This window comes from Shewanella sp. Scap07, from assembly GCF_013394145.1.
GTDB lineage: Bacteria > Pseudomonadota > Gammaproteobacteria > Enterobacterales > Shewanellaceae > Shewanella > Shewanella waksmanii.
Window position 1 is genome coordinate 2,122,719 of the sequence record NZ_CP041329.1, and the last position, 23,364, is coordinate 2,146,082.

The 23,364-nt window shown below is 44.9% G+C and carries 24 protein-coding genes and 1 riboswitch; of the genes, 18 read left to right on the forward strand and 6 right to left on the reverse strand.

Annotation, left to right across the window (positions count from 1 at the left end; translation table 11 throughout):
* The first annotated feature begins 65 nt into the window (after window positions 1-65).
* Window positions 66-173, forward strand: a riboswitch (TPP riboswitch).
* Window positions 174-243: 70 nt separating this feature from the next.
* The 16 genes from FLM48_RS09290 to FLM48_RS09365 all read left to right on the forward strand — a co-directional run bounded on the left by FLM48_RS09290 (window position 244) and on the right by FLM48_RS09365 (window position 14,563).
* Window positions 244-2,391 carry a TonB-dependent receptor gene (locus FLM48_RS09290; protein WP_179024436.1) on the forward strand — a complete coding sequence of 716 codons (2,148 nt, stop codon included), beginning with the start codon at window positions 244-246 and terminating at the stop codon, window positions 2,389-2,391.
* 50 nt (window positions 2,392-2,441) lie between these two features.
* Window positions 2,442-2,702 carry a hypothetical protein gene (locus FLM48_RS09295; protein ID WP_028772921.1) on the forward strand — a complete coding sequence of 87 codons (261 nt, stop codon included), beginning with the start codon at window positions 2,442-2,444 and terminating at the stop codon, window positions 2,700-2,702.
* Window positions 2,703-2,728: 26 nt separating this feature from the next.
* Complete coding sequence (gene pnuC, locus FLM48_RS09300; protein WP_179024437.1) at window positions 2,729-3,388, forward strand: nicotinamide riboside transporter PnuC; 660 nt, start codon at window positions 2,729-2,731, stop codon at window positions 3,386-3,388.
* Between the two features lie 38 nt (window positions 3,389-3,426).
* Window positions 3,427-4,494: a phosphotransferase gene (locus tag FLM48_RS09305; RefSeq protein ID WP_179024438.1), complete on the forward strand. Its 1,068-nt coding sequence runs from the start codon at window positions 3,427-3,429 to the stop codon at window positions 4,492-4,494.
* Between the two features lie 97 nt (window positions 4,495-4,591).
* A complete protein-coding gene (locus FLM48_RS09310) occupies window positions 4,592-5,188 on the forward strand; it encodes a DoxX family protein (protein ID WP_179024439.1) in 597 nt (198 codons plus the stop codon).
* Window positions 5,189-5,293: 105 nt separating this feature from the next.
* Entirely contained in the window at window positions 5,294-5,842 is a 549-nt protein-coding gene (locus tag FLM48_RS09315; protein ID WP_179024440.1) for an NAD(P)H nitroreductase, read from the forward strand.
* A gap of 126 nt (window positions 5,843-5,968) precedes the next feature.
* A complete protein-coding gene (locus tag FLM48_RS09320; protein WP_179024441.1) occupies window positions 5,969-6,472 on the forward strand; it encodes a GNAT family N-acetyltransferase in 504 nt (167 codons plus the stop codon).
* A 67-nt stretch (window positions 6,473-6,539) separates the two neighbouring features.
* On the forward strand, window positions 6,540-7,133 hold the full coding sequence (locus FLM48_RS09325) for a GNAT family N-acetyltransferase (RefSeq protein WP_028772916.1): 594 nt from the start codon (window positions 6,540-6,542) through the stop codon (window positions 7,131-7,133).
* Window positions 7,134-7,199: 66 nt separating this feature from the next.
* Complete coding sequence (locus tag FLM48_RS09330; protein ID WP_028772915.1) at window positions 7,200-7,664, forward strand: N-acetyltransferase; 465 nt, start codon at window positions 7,200-7,202, stop codon at window positions 7,662-7,664.
* Window positions 7,665-7,784: 120 nt separating this feature from the next.
* Entirely contained in the window at window positions 7,785-8,171 is a 387-nt protein-coding gene (locus FLM48_RS09335) for a hypothetical protein (protein ID WP_372847476.1), read from the forward strand.
* 451 nt (window positions 8,172-8,622) lie between these two features.
* Window positions 8,623-9,012: a hypothetical protein gene (locus FLM48_RS09340; RefSeq protein WP_179024443.1), complete on the forward strand. Its 390-nt coding sequence runs from the start codon at window positions 8,623-8,625 to the stop codon at window positions 9,010-9,012.
* 259 nt (window positions 9,013-9,271) lie between these two features.
* Complete coding sequence (locus FLM48_RS09345; protein WP_179026325.1) at window positions 9,272-9,961, forward strand: ABC transporter ATP-binding protein; 690 nt, start codon at window positions 9,272-9,274, stop codon at window positions 9,959-9,961.
* Entirely contained in the window at window positions 9,951-10,934 is a 984-nt protein-coding gene (locus tag FLM48_RS09350; RefSeq protein WP_256871101.1) for an HlyD family secretion protein, read from the forward strand. Before FLM48_RS09345 ends, FLM48_RS09350 begins: the two co-directional genes overlap by 11 nt.
* Complete coding sequence (locus FLM48_RS09355) at window positions 10,924-12,105, forward strand: efflux RND transporter periplasmic adaptor subunit (RefSeq protein WP_179024444.1); 1,182 nt, start codon at window positions 10,924-10,926, stop codon at window positions 12,103-12,105. The genes FLM48_RS09350 and FLM48_RS09355 overlap by 11 nt, the downstream gene beginning before the upstream one ends.
* Window positions 12,102-13,310, forward strand: a complete 1,209-nt coding sequence (locus tag FLM48_RS09360; RefSeq protein WP_179024445.1) for an efflux RND transporter periplasmic adaptor subunit — start codon at window positions 12,102-12,104, stop codon at window positions 13,308-13,310. The genes FLM48_RS09355 and FLM48_RS09360 overlap by 4 nt, the downstream gene beginning before the upstream one ends.
* Window positions 13,307-14,563, forward strand: coding sequence for an ABC transporter permease (locus FLM48_RS09365; RefSeq protein WP_179024446.1), 1,257 nt, complete (start codon window positions 13,307-13,309; stop codon window positions 14,561-14,563). The genes FLM48_RS09360 and FLM48_RS09365 overlap by 4 nt, the downstream gene beginning before the upstream one ends.
* A gap of 279 nt (window positions 14,564-14,842) precedes the next feature.
* Here the strand turns inward: FLM48_RS09365 and FLM48_RS09370 are convergent, their stop codons facing one another.
* Window positions 14,843-15,040, reverse strand: a complete 198-nt coding sequence (locus FLM48_RS09370; protein WP_179024447.1) for a hypothetical protein — start codon at window positions 15,038-15,040, stop codon at window positions 14,843-14,845.
* Between the two features lie 265 nt (window positions 15,041-15,305).
* A complete protein-coding gene (locus FLM48_RS09375) occupies window positions 15,306-16,607 on the reverse strand; it encodes an anaerobic C4-dicarboxylate transporter (protein ID WP_179024448.1) in 1,302 nt (433 codons plus the stop codon).
* 485 nt (window positions 16,608-17,092) lie between these two features.
* Here FLM48_RS09375 and FLM48_RS09380 point away from each other — a divergent pair, with 485 nt between their 5' ends.
* Window positions 17,093-19,945, forward strand: a complete 2,853-nt coding sequence (locus FLM48_RS09380) for an ExeM/NucH family extracellular endonuclease (RefSeq protein WP_179024449.1) — start codon at window positions 17,093-17,095, stop codon at window positions 19,943-19,945.
* A 61-nt stretch (window positions 19,946-20,006) separates the two neighbouring features.
* Here FLM48_RS09380 and FLM48_RS09385 read toward each other — a convergent pair whose 3' ends face one another.
* Window positions 20,007-20,453 (reverse strand): hypothetical protein, encoded by a 447-nt coding sequence (locus FLM48_RS09385; RefSeq protein ID WP_028774776.1) that lies wholly within the window; start codon window positions 20,451-20,453, stop codon window positions 20,007-20,009.
* A 126-nt stretch (window positions 20,454-20,579) separates the two neighbouring features.
* On the opposite strand from FLM48_RS09385, the gene FLM48_RS09390 reads away from it, so the two are divergent.
* Complete coding sequence (locus tag FLM48_RS09390) at window positions 20,580-20,891, forward strand: cupin domain-containing protein (RefSeq protein WP_028774775.1); 312 nt, start codon at window positions 20,580-20,582, stop codon at window positions 20,889-20,891.
* Window positions 20,892-21,021: 130 nt separating this feature from the next.
* Here the strand turns inward: FLM48_RS09390 and FLM48_RS09395 are convergent, their stop codons facing one another.
* The 3 genes from FLM48_RS09395 to FLM48_RS09405 form a co-directional block, all read right to left on the reverse strand.
* Window positions 21,022-21,366: a hypothetical protein gene (locus FLM48_RS09395; protein ID WP_037471646.1), complete on the reverse strand. Its 345-nt coding sequence runs from the start codon at window positions 21,364-21,366 to the stop codon at window positions 21,022-21,024.
* Between the two features lie 12 nt (window positions 21,367-21,378).
* Window positions 21,379-21,879 carry a hypothetical protein gene (locus FLM48_RS09400; RefSeq protein ID WP_179024450.1) on the reverse strand — a complete coding sequence of 167 codons (501 nt, stop codon included), beginning with the start codon at window positions 21,877-21,879 and terminating at the stop codon, window positions 21,379-21,381.
* Window positions 21,880-22,366: 487 nt separating this feature from the next.
* Window positions 22,367-23,362, reverse strand: coding sequence for an alpha/beta fold hydrolase (locus FLM48_RS09405; RefSeq protein WP_179024451.1), 996 nt, complete (start codon window positions 23,360-23,362; stop codon window positions 22,367-22,369).
* Window positions 23,363-23,364: the final 2 nt, after the last annotated feature.

Genomic DNA, 23,364 nt, shown 5'->3' on the forward strand with positions numbered 1-23,364 from the left:
TTCACATCAGTTGCCCGTAAAAGTGCTGTAAATATGTCAACAATTTGTATTACTCATGTATAATCAGCTGCGCCAAGGGGTGTAACCGCTAAAGTGGTTACTGAGATGTCGATGACAAACCCTTAGAACCTGATCCGGCTTGTACCGGCGTAGGAATGGGCTGACTAATTGATGAAATCATCAAGACCGACTCTCTCTTACCATATAAGTGCCGGATCTCAAGCAGATATATTTTGAGGTCCCATGTTTAACATCCGTTCGTACTCAAAAGTGGCCGTTGCTGTTGTAGCTGCCCTGACTAGCCCCTATAGTTTTGCCAACCCAGTTGACACTAATACTGCCGACGATGAAATGGAAGTCATTGTTGTTACGTCTGATTTTCGTCAATCAAGTATCGAAAAAATGCCTTCAAGCATTACGGTGATTGATCAGCAACAAATTGAAGACGAAGGCGCACAGCACTTCGAGGACTTGCTGAATTCGGTCGCTAATTTCAATTGGTCTGGCGGTAGTTCGCGTCCAAAGTACTTTCAAATTCGTGGTGTAGGCGAGCAAGAGGAGTACCAAGGTGCGCCTAATTCTTCGGTCGGTTATATCATCGATGACATTGATATGTCGGGTCTTGGTATGATCTCCAGTATGTATGATTTGCAGCAAGTGGAAGTGCTTCGCGGCCCACAAGGTACGCGATATGGCGCCAATGCCCTAGCTGGTCTAATTTACTTGAAGAGTAATGACCCCACTGATGTATTTGAGCATGGCGCCGAGATTTCAATGGGCGATGACGATCTACAAACCTTTAGCGGTTTTAGCTCAGGGCCGTTGACTGATTCAGGCAAATTACTCTATCGCGTCTCGCTGCAACAACATCAACAAAATGGTTATCGCAATAACCTGTATTTAGATCGTGACGATACTAATGCCAGAGACGAATTTACTGCTAGAGCGAAATTGCGTTGGTACGCGACTGACGATTTATCCATAGATTTAACGATGTTGCACGCCAATTTTGATAATGGCTACGATGCTTGGACGTTAGATAACAATGGCTTTGATACGCTGACAGACGACCCAGGTGTTGATAAACAGCGTACTACAGGTAGCTCACTTAAGTTTACCTATAGTGGCGCGCAGACTTTTGAATTAGTCTCACTGACATCTTATGCCAGTACTGACCACCACCACGGTTATGACGGCGACTGGGCCAATTCAGATTATTGGGCTGGTTTAGACTGCGGCGGGGAAGCCTGTGTGTATGACTATACTTGGGATAAAGAGGGTGACCGTAAAACCTTATCGCAAGAGTTTCGCTTAAGTTCAACCGACGCCGGTCGTTGGTTCAATGGCAGTACTGATTGGTTATTTGGGCTCTATGGTATGCGTCTTGAAGAAGACAATGATACCACCGAGTACTACAACGGTTGGATAGATGGTCTGCAAGCACAATATGAGGCGAAAAATTTAGCGATATTTGGTCAGCTAGATTCAGACTTAGGCCATGGTTATGCTTTGTCATTTGGCTTACGTGCTGAGCGTCGTGACAGCGATTACCGCGACAGTGCGGGTGATGCTTTTGACCCATCAGAAACCATGTGGGGCGGGCATATTGCATTGAGTAAGGCGTTAGCTGAGAACCATGAAAGCTATATCCGTGTTGCTAGAGGGTATAAAGCGGGTGGCTTTAACATGTCACTGCCTGTTGAGTTAAGCGATAAGAAAGAGTTCGATGCAGAAACACTCTATAACTATGAGTTAGGCATTAAATCAAACTGGCTTGACGGTGATGTTGCCACCAACTTCTCGGTATTTTACATGGATAGACGCGATCAGCAGGTTTCCGCTTCACAGCAAAACCCTGAAGAGCCGCAAAAATTCATCTTATATACTGAAAATGCAGGCAGTTCACACAACTATGGCGCCGAGCTTGATGCCAATTGGTATGCCACAGATAATCTACACTTCTATGCGAGCTTAGGTTGGCTAGAAACCGCTTATGGCGATTACCAGTATCAAGACAAGTATGGTGGAACGGTTGATTTATCCGGGCGTGAATTAGCCCATTCGCCTAATTTCACTTATAGCGTAGGCGGGACATACCGCAGTGATTCAGGCTGGTTTGCTAATTTAACTACCAGTGGTAAGAGTGAGTTTTATTACTCAGACAGTAACGATTCACGCTCAGATCCCTACACCATATTTAATGCACGCGTAGGTTACGAGACTGATGTGTGGTCTGCCTATCTTTGGGGACGCAATTTGTTTGATGAGAAGTATGGCGTACGTGGCTTCTACTTCGGTAATGAGCCCGATCAAGATTGGGCCGACAAACAGTATATCCGCTACGGTGATCCCCGTCAGCTTGGTGTGACGGTAAACGTTAAGTTTATGTAATTTAATACAAACGGCGTCATTAGACGCCGTTTTAATCTTTGAGGACAAAAATGAAGCTCACAGCAGAAATCAGTATGTATCCGCTTAAAGACAACTATCTCGACCCAATCAAATGGTTTATTGGTCGCGTGGATAGTTACGACAACATCACTCGCAAAACCAATGCTATGGCAACACAGGTATGCGGTGAATACGCCGATGTAATGGCGATGTTGGCGACAGAAATGCAAGCCGGTCATGAAAAATGGGGTAAGGCCGTCTTTGTTGTTAAGTTCATTGGTGGTGAGCTGGATTTGAGCCACAGTGAATAATTTGTCCCAATAAAGGTTAGAACCCAATGGCTGAGCTTTGGCAACTTATACAAACAACCGTGTTAGCAGCTGTTACAGAAGTGTCAGTGATGACCTTGTGGGAGCTGGTTGCGGTGGTATTAGCGGTAGCGTATCTGGCGCTTGCGATGCGCACCAATATCTGGTGCTGGGCAGCGGCTTTCTTTAGCACCGCCATTTATACTGCCTTATTCTGGCATGTCTCGTTATTAATGGAGTCACTGCTTAATGTCTATTATATGGCGATGGCGGTGTATGGTTATCGTTTATGGCGGGGTGGAGATAAGGGCTCATCAATTGCTGTAGTGAGTTGGTCAATGTCGCGTCATCTGACGATAATTGGCGTAACCACAGCCATTTCCCTTGCGGTGGGGTATGGCATGGCAACATACACACAAGCATCGTTTCCCTACGTTGATGCTGCCACTACCTGTTTTGCGGTAATGACCACCTACTTGGTGGCCAAAAAAGTTTTGGAAAATTGGCTCTATTGGGTCGTGATAGACTTGGTATCTATCTACCTTTATTTCAGTAAGGGGTTGATGCTGACCTCTGTACTGTTTGTGTTTTATGTCGCGATGGCGATTGGCGGCTATTTCATGTGGCGTAAAACTATTCTTAGCCAGCAGGGCTCGTTGCATGAGTCAGCGCACGTTGCACAGCCGTGAGTTACTTATTGCCATGACCGAAAGAGAAATAGACAGCCATGAGCCACAGTGAAGTGCAGGGCATAGCGGTCAACGTGAGTACCGTGGCCGCTTACCTAAAACAGATAACGCACACTATGGGTGTACGTTTTAGCCAACACATGCAAGTGTTTCGCTTATCTGAGGGATTAAGTAACTTAAATTATTTGATTAAAGATGGTGAGCAAGCCTTTGTATTACGGTTGAATCACAAAGGCAGTGATGGTTTTGTGAGTCGAGAGCATGAGCTTAACTGCTGGCAATTGGCCGCCCAAGCAAACTTAGCGCCTAAAATTTTGTTCGTAAGTGAAGATAGACAATGTTATTTAAGCGAGTTTATTGTCACTGACAAGCTTTGGTCTCAGCAAATGACCGCTTCTCAAAGTCACGCTGATGCTACCCAGCACAAACTTTGTCCAGATGCTGAGCAACGATTAGCAGACTTGTTGCTTCGCTTACAAAGTCTACCTCTGCCTGCTAATCACATGGATTTGACCGGGCAATGGCAGCATTATTTGCAACAGCTAGCGCTGGCCAATGATGGCTTAAAAGCATCCTCACCAAGCAGTGATACGCAGGATGAACAACAACAGCGCTGGTGTCGGCGTTGGCATCGCTTAAATGAGTATGAGCAGGTTGTCAGGCAAGCTATCTCACTAAGTGATAGTTATCTCATTGGGCCGCAGTTTTGTCATCGAGATTTAACGCCACATAATTTACTGCATGCTGATGGGCGACTATTTTGCATTGATTTTGAGTATGCCTGCGCATCCCACCCGTTATTTGATTTGGCGGTTATACTGCAAACCCATAACTTAACGTGTATGCAGCAACAACGTCTATGTGATATCTACTTTGCTCAGCAATCAAATCTCAAGCCTAATGCTGCTAAGGCATTGACTGGTATCAGCAGCTTATACTGGTTTTATAGTGCTGCCTGGGCGCTATTAATGGCGGCACAATCTCTTGCTGCTGAGAATAAACCTGTGACTCAGGCGCTGACCCCTTACCAAGCTAACGATTATTTCACTTGGTTTGATGACTACCTTGAAAAAGCAATCGACATCTCATCTTCTGACCAGAAATAGTATCAATGTCGACATTTATTGCGTTAAATTCAAAAATTTGAAAGATAAAATCAACTTTTATGGTCTATTCTGTCAAGAGCAGTTAAGAGGATTTTCTATGCAATTGGCACACTACTATCAACAATTTCTAAATACCATAAAACACTTGGAGGGTGCAGCGCCATTGGCGTTACGCCTGTATCTTGCGCCGGTATTGATGCAAGCTGGTTATAACAAGCTGTCGCACTTTGAAGATACCGCTGCATGGTTTGGTAATCCTGATTGGGGATTGGGATTACCTATGCCGGAAGTGATGGTTGCCCTTGCGGCGGGTACCGAGTTTTTTGGTGGCATCTTGTTAATTATCGGTTTGGCAACGCGACTTATCTCCATTCCGCTGATGGTCACTATGTTGGTTGCGGCCTTTGCAGTACATTGGCAAAACGGTTGGTTGGCCATTGCTGATGCCAGTTCGTGGTTGGCCAATGATCAAGTGCTAGCGTCGGCAGAAAAATTAGATAGAGCCAAGTCTATTTTGCAAGATAACGGTAACTACGAATGGCTCACTAGTTCAGGCAACTTTGTGGTACTTAACAATGGCATTGAGTTTGCCATCACTTATTTTGTGATGTTATTGGCGCTATTGTTTATGGGCGGCGGACGTTACACCAGCGTTGACTATTGGGTAGCTCGAAAGAACAGATTGAACGACTAAGCGTTCAGTTGCCAGTACCTTAGAAATTAATCCTACCAATTTGGTAGGATTTTTTTTTGCGCTTTGATATTCTTTTAGTTAACTTTTTTATATGGAGCGTATGCATTGGACGCCATTGAATTACTTACTACTCGTCAGTCTACTCCACGTTTACAACAGCCTGGTCCCACAGAATCACAGCTAGACACGATTATCGCAGCAGGGCTCAGAGTGCCAGATCACGGAGGCATACAGCCTTTTGAATTTATTATCGCTCAGCAAGCAGGATTACAAGCATTAGCTGATCATTTTGTCGCAGCGGCTAAGGCTGAGGGTGGCGATGAAGAGCTACTAGAGAAATGTACCAAGATGCCGTTCAGAGCGCCTATGGTAATAACTATTGTTGCAAAGGTGACTGCTCATCCTAAAGTTCCGGCTTTGGAGCAACAGCTTGCAGCAGGTTGTGCGGTAATGGCCATGCAACAAGCAGCGTTTGCTTTGGGACTCGGTGCGATTTGGCGCACGGGTGGCTTGGCGTTTAACCGTCACTTACATCAACAACTTGAACTTGTAGATGCAGATCAAATTGTTGGCTTTTTATACATAGGTACGCCAGCAGTTAAGGCGCCAAGCAAACCGAGCCGCAAAGCGGATAATGTGGTGCGTTATTTATAAAGTTTGTGCTTAAGCTAATGCTGCTGCAATGGGTGGGTGGCTAAGTTTAATAATCTTCAATTAGGGTCGCTATCTTCTGCTGAATATTGTTCGTATAGTAGTATATTGATATATAGGGAGATATTGATGCAGCCAATAGAGACAAGCCGATTACGAATACGGCTACTTACAATTGCTGATGCCGCTCAGGTATTGAAATTAGTCAACACTGAGGGCTTTATTACTCACATCGGCGATCGAGGAGTTCGTGATGAAAGCCAAGCAAAGCAGTACCTAGAGCAAGGCACTTTGGCCAGTTACGAGCAACATGGTTTTGGCATGTTTGCCGTTGAAGATAGAGCGACAGGCGAGTGGCTAGGTCAAGCGGGTTTGATTAAACGAGACCATTTACCGTTCCCTGATATTGGCTACGCATTACTGCCGCAATATGAAGGACAGGGGTTTGCTACCGAAGCGGCTATGGCCGTACTAAAATGGGCAAAACAACAAGGGCTAAAGCAACTTTATGGCGTGATTTCACCGAGTAACCAAGCATCGGCCAACGTGTTACAAAAGTTAGGTTTTACATCTCAAGGATTAATAGATTGGCAACCAGATGAGCAGGTCATGTTGTTTCAACGCGCTTTATAGCTAGCACTATTTACTCAATAATAAGCAGTTATCTGAACAATAATAATAACCAATAAAGGGAGGATGTATGGATAAAGTGACTGAGCTTGGAGGCTTAGTGGGTCAGCATGTTGTTTTGGAGCCATTGAGTAAAGACCATATTCCAGCACTAAGTGTTGCAGTGACGGATGGCGAGCTTTGGTCGTTGTGGTTTACCTCGGTACCCCATCCCGATGAAATGGCTGAGTACGTTGAGCTGGCATTGGCCCAAGAGAGCCGCGGTGAGGCGCTAGCTTATGTGGTTAGAGATAAGCACTCAGGTGGCGTTGTGGGGTGTACACGGATATTCAATTGGGATCAGCCCAACCGACGGCTAGAGATTGGTCATTCATGGTATGCCAAGTCAGCACAGCGCACAGGGGTAAACACGGAAACTAAATTGCTGATGTTAGCGTATGCGTTTGAGACGCTTGATGTATTAGCTGTCGAGTTTCGCACTCACTGGCACAATGAACGTTCGCGACAAGCGATAGAGCGCCTTGGGGCTAAGCAAGATGGGGTGCTGCGTAACCATCGTATTTTAAAAGATGGCACCATACGCGATACCGTGGTGTATTCCATCATAGATAGCGAATGGCCCGCAGTGAAGCAATCGTTAAAAGCTCGGCTTACAGCTGATTAATACCTCGATGAGGGTCTGTGTTAACAGCGCAGGCTAGAAGGCCACGACAAGTTTCAAGGAGTTGAAATGGCATCGATTATTCACCGTGCCACCATTGCTGATCATCAAGAGGTCAGCCAGTTATTTAATGACTATCGACAGTTTTATCAGCAAGTTGATGACATAGAGGTAGCCACTGAATTTATTACTCGGCGCTTAGCCGACGACAGCGGAATTATTTTTATCGCCCGTGGCAAGACAGGTGAAGCACAAGGCTTTGTGCAGCTTTATTGGAGTTTTTCGTCAGTAAGTGTCAGTCGATCTTTAATTCTAAATGACCTATTTGTATCTGAAAACGCTCGGCAGCAAGGGATAGGCAAACAGTTAATGGCAGCGGCCATTGAATTTGCCCAAACGCAGCAAGTCAGTAGTCTAAGTTTGCAAACCCATCAGCACAATCATACCGCACAAGCGCTTTACCAACAGTTGGGCTTTGTTAAAGAACAAAGCTTTTTTACCTATGTACTTGATATTCAGTCACAGCTAAAGTAGAAATATGTGAATGCAATCAATAATAACAATGCTGCAGTTGTCACCTAATATCAGGTGATGATGTGGGACTCACGCAAGGAACAAATGATGGCGTTGAATAAAAGAATGCTCGCAACAGCGATGATGTCGATGTGGGTAATGTCCAGCACGGCAGTGCAGGCTAAACAAGCATCAGATGCTGAAGTGGCATTTAATAAAGAAGTATTGGAATGTGCGGCCTATTATGAGATTGCGTCTGATGCGATCGCTAACATGAATGCGCCGCAAATGGCGGCAGTTGGTGAGCGGCTGAAGCAATCATCACAGCAGGCGGTGACACTTGCTAAACAATATCAAGCAGAAGCGGACGTTGAGAAAGTGCTCGCCAGCCAAAAACAAGCTCAGCTCGATAGCCTTCCAAATAACAAAGCCTTAGGTCGATTAATGGGGAAATACAAAGAACCCTGTAAGAGCCTATTAGCCGAACCACAAAAACGACTCGATTATTGGATCATGGCAACAATGTGACTCAACTGAATGATTAATACCAATCAGTATAAGAATTTGATCTACTCAGCGCGCTTAGGGCAAACTAATTCAAGGCGAATGATTGAAACCATGGTTGTTCCCTTGTGAAATTATTCAACGCAGAAGTAGGCAGCCAAAACGCGCCAGAATGGCGAGTTTTAGCGATTCTGATGCTGTGTTAACGAGCTTAACCGTAGAATAACTATGCTCTTCACTCGTTGCAAACCACATGGATGTGGTGAATGTCATTAATGCAGGAGCAATTAAGGACCTTACCTCAGAACCGCTAAACTCTCGCTGAGTGACTAAATGTTTATACTGATTGGTATAAAAGCGCGCTTCGGCGCGTTTTTTAATGATGAAAGCAAAGGCCAACTAGTAAGGTCTATTGCTTTGATGAGCAAAAGTGAACCAAATGGGTTAGCCACTGGCTAGCAATTCTGAGGGTGATATGAATATCTATTTTCTTGCAGCAGGAAGTTGTGCTGCGCTGTTGCTGCTATGGCAATTAACGATTGGCCGTAAACAAGTACTCGTGCCATTAAAAAATAGCGAGCTTGACCCCATGGTTAAAACCTTACTGCAATGCAGCTATCATTATCAGTCGGTGATGTTATTGCTCAGTGCAGCGGTACTGACCGCCTGTGCTTTTGATGTCATCGCCTCTATGCAGGGTTTTGGCATGGTGCTGTTTATCGGTATGGCTTGCGGTATTTTTGCCATCTGGCAATTGTATATCAGCTTTGTCAGTGACCTAAAAACGCCTTTTATTAAGGTCAATCACTGGCTGTTGTATTTGACTATTTCCGCATTGAGTGTCGTGGGTGCAATCACAACTTAATGTTGCAACTTTGTTGTAATAAGCTGTTTTTCGTATGAAAAATACTCTTTAACTCGCTTTTTTCTTGACTTATTCAATCCGTTGTTGAACTTTAGTAACCCAAGTTTCTCAAATATCAATGGCAGTTAACCAATAAGGTGACTGTTATTAAATAGGTCGAGCTCTTGCGGTACGACCTTGCATCTCTCTATGCGAAAAATGGATTTTTCTCCACACCGGTGGAGCCTTAAGGATGAGTATCAGTGTTAAGCGAAATATTATGATTAGTGTCTCTCAATTAACCAAAACCTATCAGATGGGCGAGAACCTCGTTGCCGCGCTAACTGGGGTTGATTTTAATATAAATGCCAATGAATTTGTCGCGATTATGGGGCCTTCGGGCAGCGGAAAATCGACATTAATGAATATCATTGGGTGTCTGGACAAGCCCACTAGCGGGCATTATCAGCTCAATGGCCAAGAGGTCGCTCAGCTTGATGACGATGCACTGTCAGCGGTGAGAAACAAAGAGATTGGCTTCGTGTTCCAGAGTTTTCATTTACTGCCGCGCTTGAGTGCACTGCAAAATATATTGTTGCCAATTCGCTACAGCGAGCATCCCGATAGTGCTGATGAGTATGCACAATCACTGTTACACCGAGTGGGATTACATAGCCGTCAACATCATCGCCCAAATCAACTGTCGGGTGGTCAGCGACAACGTGTCGCGATTGCGCGTTCATTGATAAATAAACCGGCAATTTTATTGGCCGATGAACCCACAGGGGCATTGGATAGCAAAACGTCAGTAGAGATCATGCAACTGTTCACCGAGCTGCACCAAGTGGGCCAAACTATTATTTTAGTCACTCACGAAGAAGAGGTTGCAGCGTATGCACAGCGAGTGATCCGCATGCGTGATGGCGGCATCGTCGAGATTGAGACACGAGGTGATACTTATGCTGCGTAGCTGGTTTCAACTTAGTGCAGTTATATTGCTTTCTTGGCCAACCACGTTGCTGGCGCAGCCAGTCACTGAGCCTTTATTGCTAACCGGGGCTATCTCGTCTGCACAATCCCAAACCTTTACCGTGCCTAAAGCCGGCGATGCTTGGCGATATCAGATTCAGTGGATGTTGCCCGAAGGGCAGATTGCCCAGAAAGGCCAACCTGTGGTTATATTTGATAAAAGCCAAATTGCCAATCAAATTGAGCAACTTGAAGCCAGTTTATTGCGGGTGACCGCTCAAGAGCAAAGCAATGCCATTGACTTACGCTCGGCGGTATTACAAGCCCAGTTTGATCTCAAACAACGTCGATTAGAGGTAGAAAAGGCCCAACTGGATGCAGAGGTGCCGGCAGATTTTATTGCGGCCAAAGAGTATGCCGAGAATCAGTTCAACTTAATGCAGGCCAATACGGAATACAATAAGGCAAAACAAGCATTAGAGGAAACCTTAGATCGTCAGCGCGCCACCACCGAGCAACTCGCGATTGACAAACATAAAGCACAGTTAGAGCTGCAACAGGCGTTAAATGGCCTCGAGCAACTTGAACTCAGTGCCGAAATAACTGGGCCAGTGCTGTATTCGCGTGACCCTTGGTCTAACAAGAAGTTTAACGTTGGCGAAACAGTACAAATTGGCCGCCAAGTAGCCATGATTCCAGCATTAGAAGAACTAGAAGTTGTAGCGTGGGTAAACGAGGTCGATGTCGATAAGATCCAACCACAACAGCAGGTAACACTGCGCTTAGATGCCCAGGCAGAACGCGAGTTTAGAGGTGTGATTAGTGAGATCGGCCGCCAAGCCATTGCGCAGCCCGCGTGGGGCAAAAGTAAATGGTTTAAAGTCGAAATCGATTTTACCGACGCGCTAGATATTAAACTCATACCGGGTATGAGCGTCATGGTTGATACCTCGGAGGTCACTAATGTTTTGTAATCGTTTAACGACATCATTGGCTGTGCTGGTGGGCTCAATGGCATTAAGTGGCTGCAATGGTCATGCTGTGACCGAAGTTGAGCAGGGTGTATTGGCTCAACAAATTGAAGTGACCGGAGAGTTAGTTTCAGCTGATACGGTATCGATGATGCCGCCGGCAATGCGTCGTGTATGGCAATATCAGGTGAAGTATCTTGCGCCTGAGGGCAGTGAAGTTAAACAAGGGGATGTCGTTGCTCGGCTCGATACCTCTGAGGTGAGTCAGCGCCTGTCGGTAAGATCGGCCAAACTGGCTGCGACCCAACAAGATATTGAAACTTCCAAATTACGCAATGCGAAGAAGTTAGAGGAGCTAAGGCTTGATTTAGCCGAAGCGAAAATGAACTTTGAAAAAGCGCAGCGCAAATTTGACCTCTCCGATGATACGGTTGCTGCGATTGAAAAGCAGAAATATCAACGCGATGCGGAAATTGCTGCAGACAAGGTTCTACTCACAGAGCAACAAATTGATTTAGAAATAAAAAGTGCCAAGCAACGCCAAGCAATGTTAAGTGGTGATGAGCAAAAATTTGCCGCTGAAGTGGCTAACCTACAACGCGGTATTGCCTCGCTGACCCTTAAAGCGCCACGGGCGGGAATGGTGGTTTATGGCAATGATTCGCAGGGAAATAAAATTAAAGAAGGCCAGTCGGTTTATGTGGGGGATGCAGTGCTCAGCATTCCTGATCTGTCTCATATGCAAGTGAATATGACGGTGCCTGAAGTTGAGGCTCGCCGGGTTAAATTGGGCCAGCAAATCAAAATTCGTCTAGATGCTAACCCAGAGCGGGTTTTCAACGGTGAGATTGTCGAACTCGGCGCCGTTTTTAGACATAAAAACCAAGATATTCCACTGGTGGTGTTTGATGCGGTGGCCAGCATTGCCAAACCCGATACTGATCTAATGCGTCCAGGTATGACGGCAAAAATTGCGATTAATACCGCCAATGATGATCAAGTGAATCTATTGTCAATTGAAGCGGTGCATTACGACGATGGCCGTCCTTATGTGTATACCGCCGGTAAGCTATGGGGCCAAGCTAAACAGCTGGTGACCTTGGGTGATGTAGGAATAGATAAAGTGGCGATTACCGAAGGTGTCACTGTAGGCGATGAGGTGATTTTACCATGAAGCATGTAAAACTGATGGCGTTTGTCATGCCTTTGTTGGTGCTTGTAGGTGGCTGCAGCGATAACAATAGCGATGGCGTGTTAACGATGGAGGTTAAGCGCAGTGACTTTACCGTCGAAATTCCTGCTAATGGTGAATTAGAGGCCAGTAAATCTACCTCTATTATTGTGCCGCCGGGGCTGCGCGGACCGCAATCTTTAGCGTGGATCCAAGATAATTTTACCCAGGTAAAGCAAGGTGATGTGATTGCCAAAATGGATCCAACCCGTGAGAGCTATCGACTGCGTATGGAGCAGTTTGATTATGACCGACTTGATCTTGATGGTTCGATGCAAACGCAAAAAGATCAAACGATTAGTAATGAGCTCTATGCCGGCACTGAGGTGACGACCAAAGAGCGTGATTTAGCTGAACGCTTTTTTAGTGAAGATGAGCGGGTTTACACCAAAATTGAGATCATTGAGCAGATGCGAAACCAAGACTATCTCGATGCCAAATTAGATTTCTATGGCTGGGGTATTGAACAGCATGGCTCGCAAGCGCAAGCTGAGCTTGAATTAATCAAGTTGCAGCAACAAGGGCTTACCGCAAAAATCAGTCGTTACCAAAACAACCTCAGTCAAATGGATATCGTTGCACCAAGCGATGGCCTGTTTGTTTATCAAGCGGGCTGGGACGGCACCTTCCCGGTGGTGGGCGATATGATGTTCTCAGGTTTTCCTATTGGCACGCTACCTGATACCCGCGAGATGCAGGCAAAGCTATTTGTGCTTGAATCTGAAGCTGCGGGGTTAAGTTTGGGCAAAAAAGCCACGATTTACCTTGATGCTTATCCTGATAAGCCTTTTAACGGCGAAGTGATTCAGGTTGATGCTTTAGCCAAACCTCGGGAAAAAGACTCACCGGTTAATTACTTTCAATTTACCGTCAAACTTGAGCAAACCGTCGAGCGGTTGATGCAACCGGGTCGTCAAGTTAACGCCGCAGTGCATGCGCTTGCTGAAAAAGATGTGTTGACTGTACCTAATCAAGCGCTGTTTCAAAAAGAGGGTCAGTATTGGGTCTATTTAAAGACCAGTGGCGGTTTTTCTAAACAAACCGTTGAGCCTGGCAGCCGCAGCCTAAATCGTACCGTGATAAAACAGGGATTAAATCAAGGTGATGTGATTGCATTGACCACACCGCCGAAAAGGAGTCGAGTATGAGCCAACAGGGCAAGCTGACTTTATATTTTGAAGGCATCAAGCAAGCTTTCGATGAGATGCGCCATCATAAACTGCGCACCGCATTGACTCTGCTTGGGATGATTTTTGGTGTAGGCGCCGTTATTGCCATGTTAAGTGTCGGTGAGGGGGCCGAGCGTGAAGCCTTGAAGATGATTGAATCGATGGGGGTCAATAATCTGGTGGTTAATGCCCGCCCAGCCGATGGCGAAGCACTTAAATCTGTACGTGAACATAGTATAGGTTTGAGTTTACGCGACGTGCAAAGTGCCAATGAGACATTGCCTTTTGTAGAAAATTGGAGCGCTGAAAAGCAGGTTAAAACCTTTTCCCTGTTTAGTACTGAAGGGCGCAGTGATGCTTCGGTAAAAGGGGTAACGGCTAACTATTTTGCATTGAGTGCTTTTGCCCTTGATGATGGCCAAGCCTTTAGTGACAGTGACAATGCGCATTATCGGCAGGTCGCCGTATTGGGCTCAGAAGCCGCGCGGAGTTTGTTTCCTCAAGGTAATGCTGTGGGTAACATCATTAAAGTTAACCATCAATGGTTCACTGTGGTGGGCGTTTTGTCTCAAGGTGAGGTAGGCAACTCCAAAATCCAAGGTGTTAAATTGGGTGGCGAGCGCAATCAAGTGTTCATTCCGTTAGCGACGGCTTTAAAGAAAATGAACTTTAAGCCGCTTGAGGATGAGCTAGATTCGTTTAAGTTGGCGTTATCTGCTGGGGTTGAACCTACTTTGGCCGCCAAGAGTTTGCGCCATCTACTAAATCGGCGTCATGGTGGTGAGAAAGACTATGAAATTGTAGTGCCGGCTGACTTGTTGGCACAACATCAAAAAACCCAGCAAATATTTAATATCGTGATGGCCTGTGTAGCCGGAATCTCCTTGTTAGTGGGTGGCATTGGCATTATGAATATCATGTTGGCGACGATACTAGAGCGGACTGGCGAGATAGGATTACTGCGTGCATTAGGCGCGCGTAGAAAAGATATTGCGCGGCAATTTCTTATTGAAAGTATCGCAATTTCAGCAACAGGTGGGCTAATTGGTATATTGGTTGGTTTGCTGTTGGCTGTGATCATCTCTACCGCAGCGGGCTGGCCAGTGGCATGGTCGCCGTTTGCTATCATTCTCGCGCTTGGTGTATGTATGACCATTGGCGTGGGTTTTGGCCTCTATCCTGCTAAAAAAGCCGCAAGACTTGACCCTATTGTGGCATTACAGCGAGATTAATCGCCTTTAACAGTGAATGTTCGCCTAATGACAGCGTAGTTAGGCGAACAATTTATATATTCAGATTGTCAATTTACAACGTTTCTTATTTATATTTGATATAAATAAAAAATCAAGCATTAGCCTTATCTACAGTAAAGATGCAGCCGAATAGGCATACAGTGGCGCTAAATGACAGGGATTAACTGGCAGCTTGCCATCAGCAAACGCATTCACTAAGGTGTCTAGACGAGCTAATAGCGTGCTTTATTGCCCATCGGCGACTGATTGTCCGCGAGGTTATTCGTTAAGAAGCGCGGTTTCAATGATCACCGGCTCAGGTTGCAACTGGGTTGATTGCTTAGCATAAGCTTCTGTTTGGTATGCTGATTCTACCTCTTCTGTACTATTTTCTTCTGGCTCAAAAAACGCCGAAACATCGACAAAAGTAAGCCAAAATGCATAAGCACAAATGGCGTATATGGTAACTCTAAACATCGCAAACACACTCAATATAATGATTGGGGCTGAGCACTATAGCGTGATTTTTATGCTAGTGATACTGCCAATATCTTGTCGAAATCCCCATGTTTACTGGGTTTTTGACGCTTTTGTAAATCACACTTAATTAGCGATGAACGTCAATTTTTTGCAAGAGGCTTTATGCCATTCGCACCAAGACGATTGCCGCTAATGGGCCATAAAAAAAGCGCCGATTAACGGCGCTGTTTTTAATGACGTTGCTTGGCGAGTGTTAAGTCGATTACAGCAGTAACTCACCAATAATGAAGCCCAGTATGACCGAACTTACGATGGTGACCACACCCGGTATAAAAAACGGATGGTTAAACACCCAGCGACCAATGCGCGTTGAGCCGGTATCGTCCATCTCTACAGCGGCCAGCAAGGTTGGGTAAGTCGGCAAAACAAATAACGCACTGACTGCTGCAAACGATGCGATAGCGGTCAAAGGTGAAACACCAATTGCTAAAGCCGCAGGCATAAGTGCTGTGGTAGTTGCACCTTGTGAATAGAGCAGCATTGAAGCGAAGAAAAGGGTCACCGCTAATAACCAAGGGTATTGAGCTAATAGGTCGCCGCTGAATGCTTTAATGGCATCAATATGGTGTGATACAAACGTGTCACCAAGCCAAGCAACCCCTAAAACACAGATACAGGCACTCATGCCTGAGCGGAAAGTGGCCGTATTGGTGATCTGGGCGGCATCAATTTTAGTGAGGGTGACAATGAGGCTCGCGGCAGCGAGCATGAATACCATGATAGCTTCGTTGCGGCTTAGGCTTGGGGAGGCGATCAGCCCAACTGAATCTGAAATCAGCGTAGCATAGCCAATCACACTGACAATTGCTGCAGCAAAGATTAAGGTTGCTGGTTTGGCGCTAGGCAAAATATTGCGCGCAGTGGGCCCTTTACTGGCCGTTAGACCTTGATTCAATCGTTGTTGGTAAACCGGATCATCTTTTAGTTCACAGCCAATAAAGTTAGCCACAAATGCGCCGATTAAGCAGGCGATGAACGTGGCAGGAATACAGATAGCTAACAGTGTTAGATAGCTCACACCGATAGGTTCGAGCAATCCTGAGAAAAACACCAGCGCGGCAGAAATTGGTGAAGCGGTGATAGCAACTTGTGAGGCAATAACCGCAATACTCAGTGGCCTTGATGGACGAATACCTTGCTCTTTGGCAACTTCAGCAATAACCGGTAAGGTCGAAAATGCTGTGTGACCAGTACCGGCGAGTAAGGTCATAAAGTAGGTAACGATAGGCGCGTAAAACGTGATGCGTTTAGGGTGTTTGCGTAAGAACCGCTCGGCTAAATCAACCAGCCAGTCGAGTCCGCCAGCGACTTGCATGGCGGAGATAGCCGCGATAACTGACATGATAATTAAAATTACGTCAACTGGAATACTGCCAGCATCAACCCCAAGGGCCAGTGTCAGTACTAAAACGCCTGCACCGCCGGCTAAGCCGATACCAATCCCGCCCATGCGTGCGCCAAGATAAATAAAAGCCAATACGATAAATAATTCAGCGACTAACATGCCAGCCTCAGTGCGGGTTTTCCGCTAGTGAATAGTTAAACAGTAGATTAATTGGCTGCGAGGTGCAGCAATAATCAATTTTACGCCTGTTTAGCGCTTTATCGGCTTTACTAATTCAGTTTTTGTGCAAGTTGTGAACTGCCACAGGCTTGAGTGCGATTGATTGTGATCTGACGCACTTTAGGTCGCTGGCTTAATCGACATTGTCTTAGCTGTAGTGAGATAGCCGTAGTGACATAGCTGAGTGAGACAGAGAATTGACCGACAAACGCTGCAACTTTAGTGGGAGTTTTCAGCGGGTAGTGTTCATCTAAATGATTGATAAATAGGTAAAGAGTATCAGTCTAAAGCGCTAAATTTGATACAGGTGTAAGCAAAATGTAATTTGACTGCCTTATAGTCATCCGAGCTTTAAGACAAAGCCAACGAAATTTAGGCAAACAGATCTAAATTCAAATAAAACTAGGATGTTATAAGGGGTTTTCATGTTATCTAAATTCAGTGTTGTCGCACTAGCAATTGCGTCGGTGACCAGCGCACATGCTAATGACTTGCTTATTAGTGAGTATATTGAGGGCAGCAGCAATAATAAAGCCATTGAACTATACAACAATGGCACACAAGCCATTGACTTGGCGGGCTATCAATTGGCCTTTTACTTTAATGGCAGCGACCAAGCTGGTACCACGATAGACTTAGTGGGCAATCTGGAGCCGCAAGGGGTATTTGTATTGGCGGACAATGATGCCAATGCAGATATTTTAGCAGTCACAGATCAGGTCAGTAGCAGTAGCTTTTTTAATGGCGACGACGCCATTGTACTTTCAAAAGCCGGTACGGTGGTAGACAGTTTGGGTCAAGTGGGTGTCGACCCAGGTTCTCAGTGGGGCACGGGTGAATTATCCACTCAAAATAATACCTTGCGCCGTTTAACCGACCAGTTAGTAGCTGATATTGACCCCAGTGATGAAGTCACCTTAACGGCTTGGTCTGGGTTTGCAACCGATGACAGTTCAGATTTAGGTTTGTTTGATGCAGGGGAGCCAACCGATCCGACTGACCCAACTGACCCGACTGACCCAACAGATCCTACCGACCCAGTTGATTTTGTTTGTGGTGAAACGGCTACGCCTATTAATGCGATACAGGGCAGTGGTGATGCCAGCCCACTTGTAGGCCAAACCGTTGTGGTTGAAGCGGTAGTGACCAGCAACCAAGAGGCGGGTCTTAATGGGCTATTCATTCAAAGTCTAGACAGTGATATTGATGGTGACCCGTTAACCTCTGAAGGCGTGTTTGTATACAGTGGCGGCCAATTGGGTTATCAGGTTGGCGATCAAATTAGAGTTGAAGCATTGGTAAAAGAGTACAACGGACTGACTGAACTTGCTGAGGTGAGTGCCCATGCTTTATGTCAGACTAATGTTATTTTACCTAGCGCCGCTGCAATTCAACTTCCGGTTGATAGCCTAGCCGATTTTGAAGCATTTGAAGGTATGTTAGTGAGCTTTGCTCAACCTTTGGTGGTCAACGAAGTTTATAATCTAGGCCGTTATGGTGAACTGTTACTGGGTAGTAGCCGTAACTTTATTGGAACGCAAGTGGCTGCTCCTGGTGCTGATGCGCTGGCAGTAACCGCAGCCAACCTCAAAGATACGTTGATTCTCGACGATGGGCTTACCGCACAAAACCCAGACCCTATCCGTTACCCACAACCGGGCTTAAGTGCTGCCAACACGGTGCGAGTGGGTGATAGCATCACTAATCTTAATGCGGTTATGCACTATGGCTTTGATCAATATCGACTCATGCCTGTCGATACCGTCAATTTTGTACAAGCTAACATGCGCACACCAGCGCCAGAACTTAGCGCGGGCGGCAACGTTACTGTTGCCAGCTTTAACGTGCTTAACTATTTCAATGGTGATGGTTTAGGCAATGGATTCCCAACCGAACGTGGTGCAGATTCAGCGAGCGAGTTTGCACGTCAGCGTGACAAGATCATCAGTGCCATGGTGGGCATAAATGCGGATGTCTTTGGTCTAATGGAGATTGAGAACGATGGTTTTGACCAACATTCTGCCATCGCCGATTTGGTCAATGGACTTAATCAAGCCTGGGGTGATAGTCGCTATAGTTTTGTCGCAGGTACTGGCAATGGTATCGGCAGTGATGCCATTGCTGTTGGCTTAATCTATCGCAACGATAAACTCAGCTTAGATGGTGCTGCTCAGGTGCTATCTAGCGCCAATTCGCCGCTAGATGGTCAGGGGGCACCGCTGTTTAACGACACAAAAAACCGACCTATGTTGGCCCAAGGGTTCAGATTGCTAGATAGCCAAGAAGGATTGGTGGTTGCAGTTAATCACCTGAAGTCTAAAGGCAGTGACTGCGATAGTCTTAATGATCCTGATGCAGGCGATGGCCAAGGCAACTGTAATCTAACTCGTACCCGTGCGGCGCAAGCCATTGGGCAATGGATGCAAACGCAATATCCTGCCCAGGACCATTTAGTGATTGGTGATCTAAATGCCTACGCCAAAGAAGATCCGCTGACAGCGTTAGCGAGTGCTGGCTATACCGAGTTAAATGACTATTTGAACAAACCAGCTTCGTACAGCTACATATTCAAAGGTGAGACAGGTCAGCTCGATCACGCATTGGCTAATGTAAGTTTGTTAGAAAAGGTGGTCGACATTGCCGAGTGGCATATCAATACCGATGAACCTCGAGTTTTAGATTATAACGAAGAATATAAATCGGATACGCAGTTAAGCGAACTATACCAAGCAGATGCTTACCGTTCGTCAGATCATGATCCGGTTATTATTTCATTGCTACTCGAAGCCGACAATGTGCCACCCACAGCGGATTTTACTGTTGATATCGACCAGCTCAATGTCAGTTTTGCCTCACTCGCCGCCGATGCTGATGGCGAAGTGGTGAGTATTGAGTGGCAATTTGGTGACGGTGCACAGGCCACAGGCGATACGGCCGCACATACCTATGCCCAAGCCGGGACTTACATGGTGACGATGACAGCCACTGATAATAGTGGTGCCAGCACGCAAAGTCAGCAACAAGTAATAGTTGACTCTGCTGCCGAGCAATCACAGCCGATAGCCAGTTTCAGGCACGTAAACTTCCGTTTTATGCAGGTATTTATCTCCACTAGTACTGATTCCGATGGTTATATTACTGAGCAGTTATGGCAGTTTAACAACGGTAAAACCAGTAGAAACTTATTGGCAATAAGCTTTGGTAGCAGTGCGTCCGAAGTGACGTTAACTGTCACCGATAACGACGGTTTACAAGATAGTATCTCTAAATCGTTCTAGTGTTGGCTTAATCAGCAAAAAGGCCACTGTTAACAGTGGCCTTTTTTATTGTTGGTGGCTGCTAGTGAGTCAGTCCAGTCGCGGCGATAGCGCCCGTGTGGGCTTGTGTGTCGGCTTTTTTGATCACTCGTACATCTAATGGATCACCGTAACCATCAAAGACGACATCAACAATATCTCCCTGGGCAATAGTGTCATTTACTGCCGGCAATTTAAGGTTGATAACACGATTATCTTCTAAACGGATAACCAACTCTGAGGTCACCGATAGCGTGCCTTCTTCTATGGCATCACCAATTAGACCGCCGATGATCCAACCAGACAGGCGAGAGCTAGAGTCTGATCCTGCTAGGCCACTGAGTTTACCAATGGCCTGTCCTGTGCCGGTGTTATCGGCTTTAGTAATTTGATTTGCTAGCACTTCACCTTGGCGGTGCATTGAAACTTCATTTGAAGCACAACCAAATAGCATGATAGAAGTGAGTAAGACGGCAAAAATTGATTTCATAGATAAGTCCTTAGTTAAGTCAGTGTTGTTTTGGCTAAGGCTATTTTCTATTCTAGAAACAAATTCATTAAGTTAGTTAGTATTCGAAATTTTAATACTTGTGGTTAAATCTATTGGAGATAAAGAGTGAATCTATATGAAAATCTGCCAGCGGATCCTTCAATGGAACATTTTGAAGATATCGTCAATCAAGCAAACGTGCGTATTGAGCGTATTGTATCCTTTGGCCAACAATCACCGCAAAGTGGTTGGTATGAACAAGCGCAGCAAGAGTGGGTCGTTGTACTAAAGGGAAGAGGTATTGTTAGCTATGATGATGGCCGTGAGTTTGATTTAAGCAATGGCGACAGTTTACTGATACCCGCTCAACAAAAGCACAAAGTGAGCTTTACCGACCCTGAGCAAGCCACTATCTGGCTGGCGGTGTTTTTTGATTGAACGTTGCAAAGCTAAGCGGTAAGAGAATGTCAAAAATCTTGTGGTGGATTTAACGATGCCAAGGTTTTGAGCTAACCTCTAACCGTACCTGTCCGTTGTATAACTAAGGACAGGTACAGTGGTTTAGATGCTAATTGGCTGACGGCGCGGCAATATCAATGCCTGTGGCAGCACTGATCGCGCCCCATAAAACACCCACAAGGGCGTTCCACACCTTTTCTATGGTGACCATCAGCAGACCTCGAAGCGTTTTGGCAAAATTTAACGTCATATCTTCAAGTGAATCTAAAAAGAAATCGCGCAAATCTTCGTCTATGTCGCCCGAAGCAACCCCTTTGGCAATCAGTTCAGCTTGTTTAGCTAATGCTTTTAATTGTCTTTCTGAAAAGCCTCTTAACACAGTCACATCTTGATTAATGACTTGAGAAGCCGCGTTTTTCATATCAGACAGTAGTTGGTTTATATCTATAGACATTTCAATATTCCTTTATCGATTTAGAAAAGACTCATAAGTAATAGCTTGATCCATTGAAATAGAAACCGCGTTTTTAAACGTAGCAACCACCGGTTCTTGCAATCCGATTTTGCAATCGGTCTGTTTCATTTTAGTGAGGTTTTTTGATACCTCTTCAAGCGCATTTGTGCTTGGCGGTTCATTGCCTACGATTGCAGCAAACCCTTTCGAGCTAAGGTAATCATTAATTTTATCGATGCTGGAGCTATCTGGCATTGGGCGGGCTTTTGACTGCAGTGCTAGCGCATCAATAGCGCCAATGACTGAATTGTAGGCATTGGCTCTTTCAGTACAGGTTTTGCGGTCTGTACCAGATGATACAGATGCAAATAGCTGCATAACTTGCACGTTAGTGCTTGTTATTCCCTCAAAAAGTGCTTGATCATATTTAGGCGCGAGTTGGGCGACGCAGCCAGTTAAAAATACCAGCGATAACATCAATAAAGGTCTTGATAATAACTTAATCAACTTCATGTCTACTTTCTCCTTTGTTAATTCTATTAATCCTTGCTCATTAAATAATGTATTATTTCTTTAATTGACTTTCGGTATGTTCTATTTAAGGTCACTGCTTATACTATTCTTAGTTGGTTATTTATTAATCAATCGTTGTGATGATTTATAGCACTGCTTTAGGATTGCTATATGTAAATAGGTGAGGGGGGAATAAAGCGGTATTAAGTTGGCATTTATTGTGACTCTAAATGCCGAGATATATCAGAGTTAATCTAGTGATGGGTTTGCAATATCGAGTATCAATGAGCTGGTAATGTAAGCAAAGCGATAGGCCCTGTTTGCACTTGTATGTAACCAATATACATCGGTGTATTGCTTATCAAAAACTTATTGCGGCGTGCTCAAGGACGATTTGATAGCTTAGCGAGTCATGCTTTACCTTAAGAAACTATGAGTTATAGAGGCAACTCGCTAAATAGCAAGGTTGCCTCATCAATCATATTGCCTATTGTGCGTCAATCGCTTTACTGAAAGCTTTAATAAACACATCATAGTTCTCATATTGAGGCATATGACCGAGCCCATCGAGCTCAATTAGTGTTGAGTTTTCAATCAATGCGTTAGCTTCTTGGCCGAGCGTTTTATAGTCGCCTAGGTTTTTGTTTACTCCTGGTTTTAGCCAACCTCTACCTGGTCCGGTTTTATCTCTGGTTCCTATAATCAAGAAGGTTTCGGTTTTAACCTGTGATAGTCTATCTACAATATTTTCCGAGAAAATTGGCCCATAAGTTAGCGCATTATTCCAAGCGATAATGTCCCAATCACCACCTGACAACATACCTTTTAAAGGTGTTAAAAGCTGTTCATATTCATCTGACCATTTACCGTCGTAGTAATTTTTCTTTTGGTAGTTTCTGGCTTTATCCACTGTTTTATTTAATTCATTCTTATAGAAGAAGTTAGTGTCTTTAAACTCAGCGTAGCGGCCGTAATCTTCTAATCCAATTGGGTTTATCAAAATAAGTTTATCAACTAGGTTTGGGTAATTAACTGAGAAGGTAGTCGCTAACATGCCTCCCATAGAATGGCCCACAACATGCGCTTTGTTGATGTTGAGTTCATCCAATAATACTTTAGTGTTTAATGCCAGTTGACCAAAACTATATTGGTAGGAATCGGGTTTAGTTGACTTACCAAAACCTACTTGATCAGGAATAACAACTCTGTAATTTTTGTCTAAAAGATATTGGGCGACTTTTTCCCAGTAGTAACCAGAAAAGTTTTTACCATGCAATAAAACGACGACCTTTTCTGCATCTTTATCGCCTACATCCATGTATCGCATTTTAAGATCTTGGTTTTGAGAGTTAAACTCAAATGTAGTGACTTCAAATGGATAATCAAATCCATCTAATTCTTTATTATACTTAATTAAATCCTCAGAAAATGCTTGTGATGTTACCGCCAAAAAAGATGCAAAAATAAAAATGAGATTCTTCATAT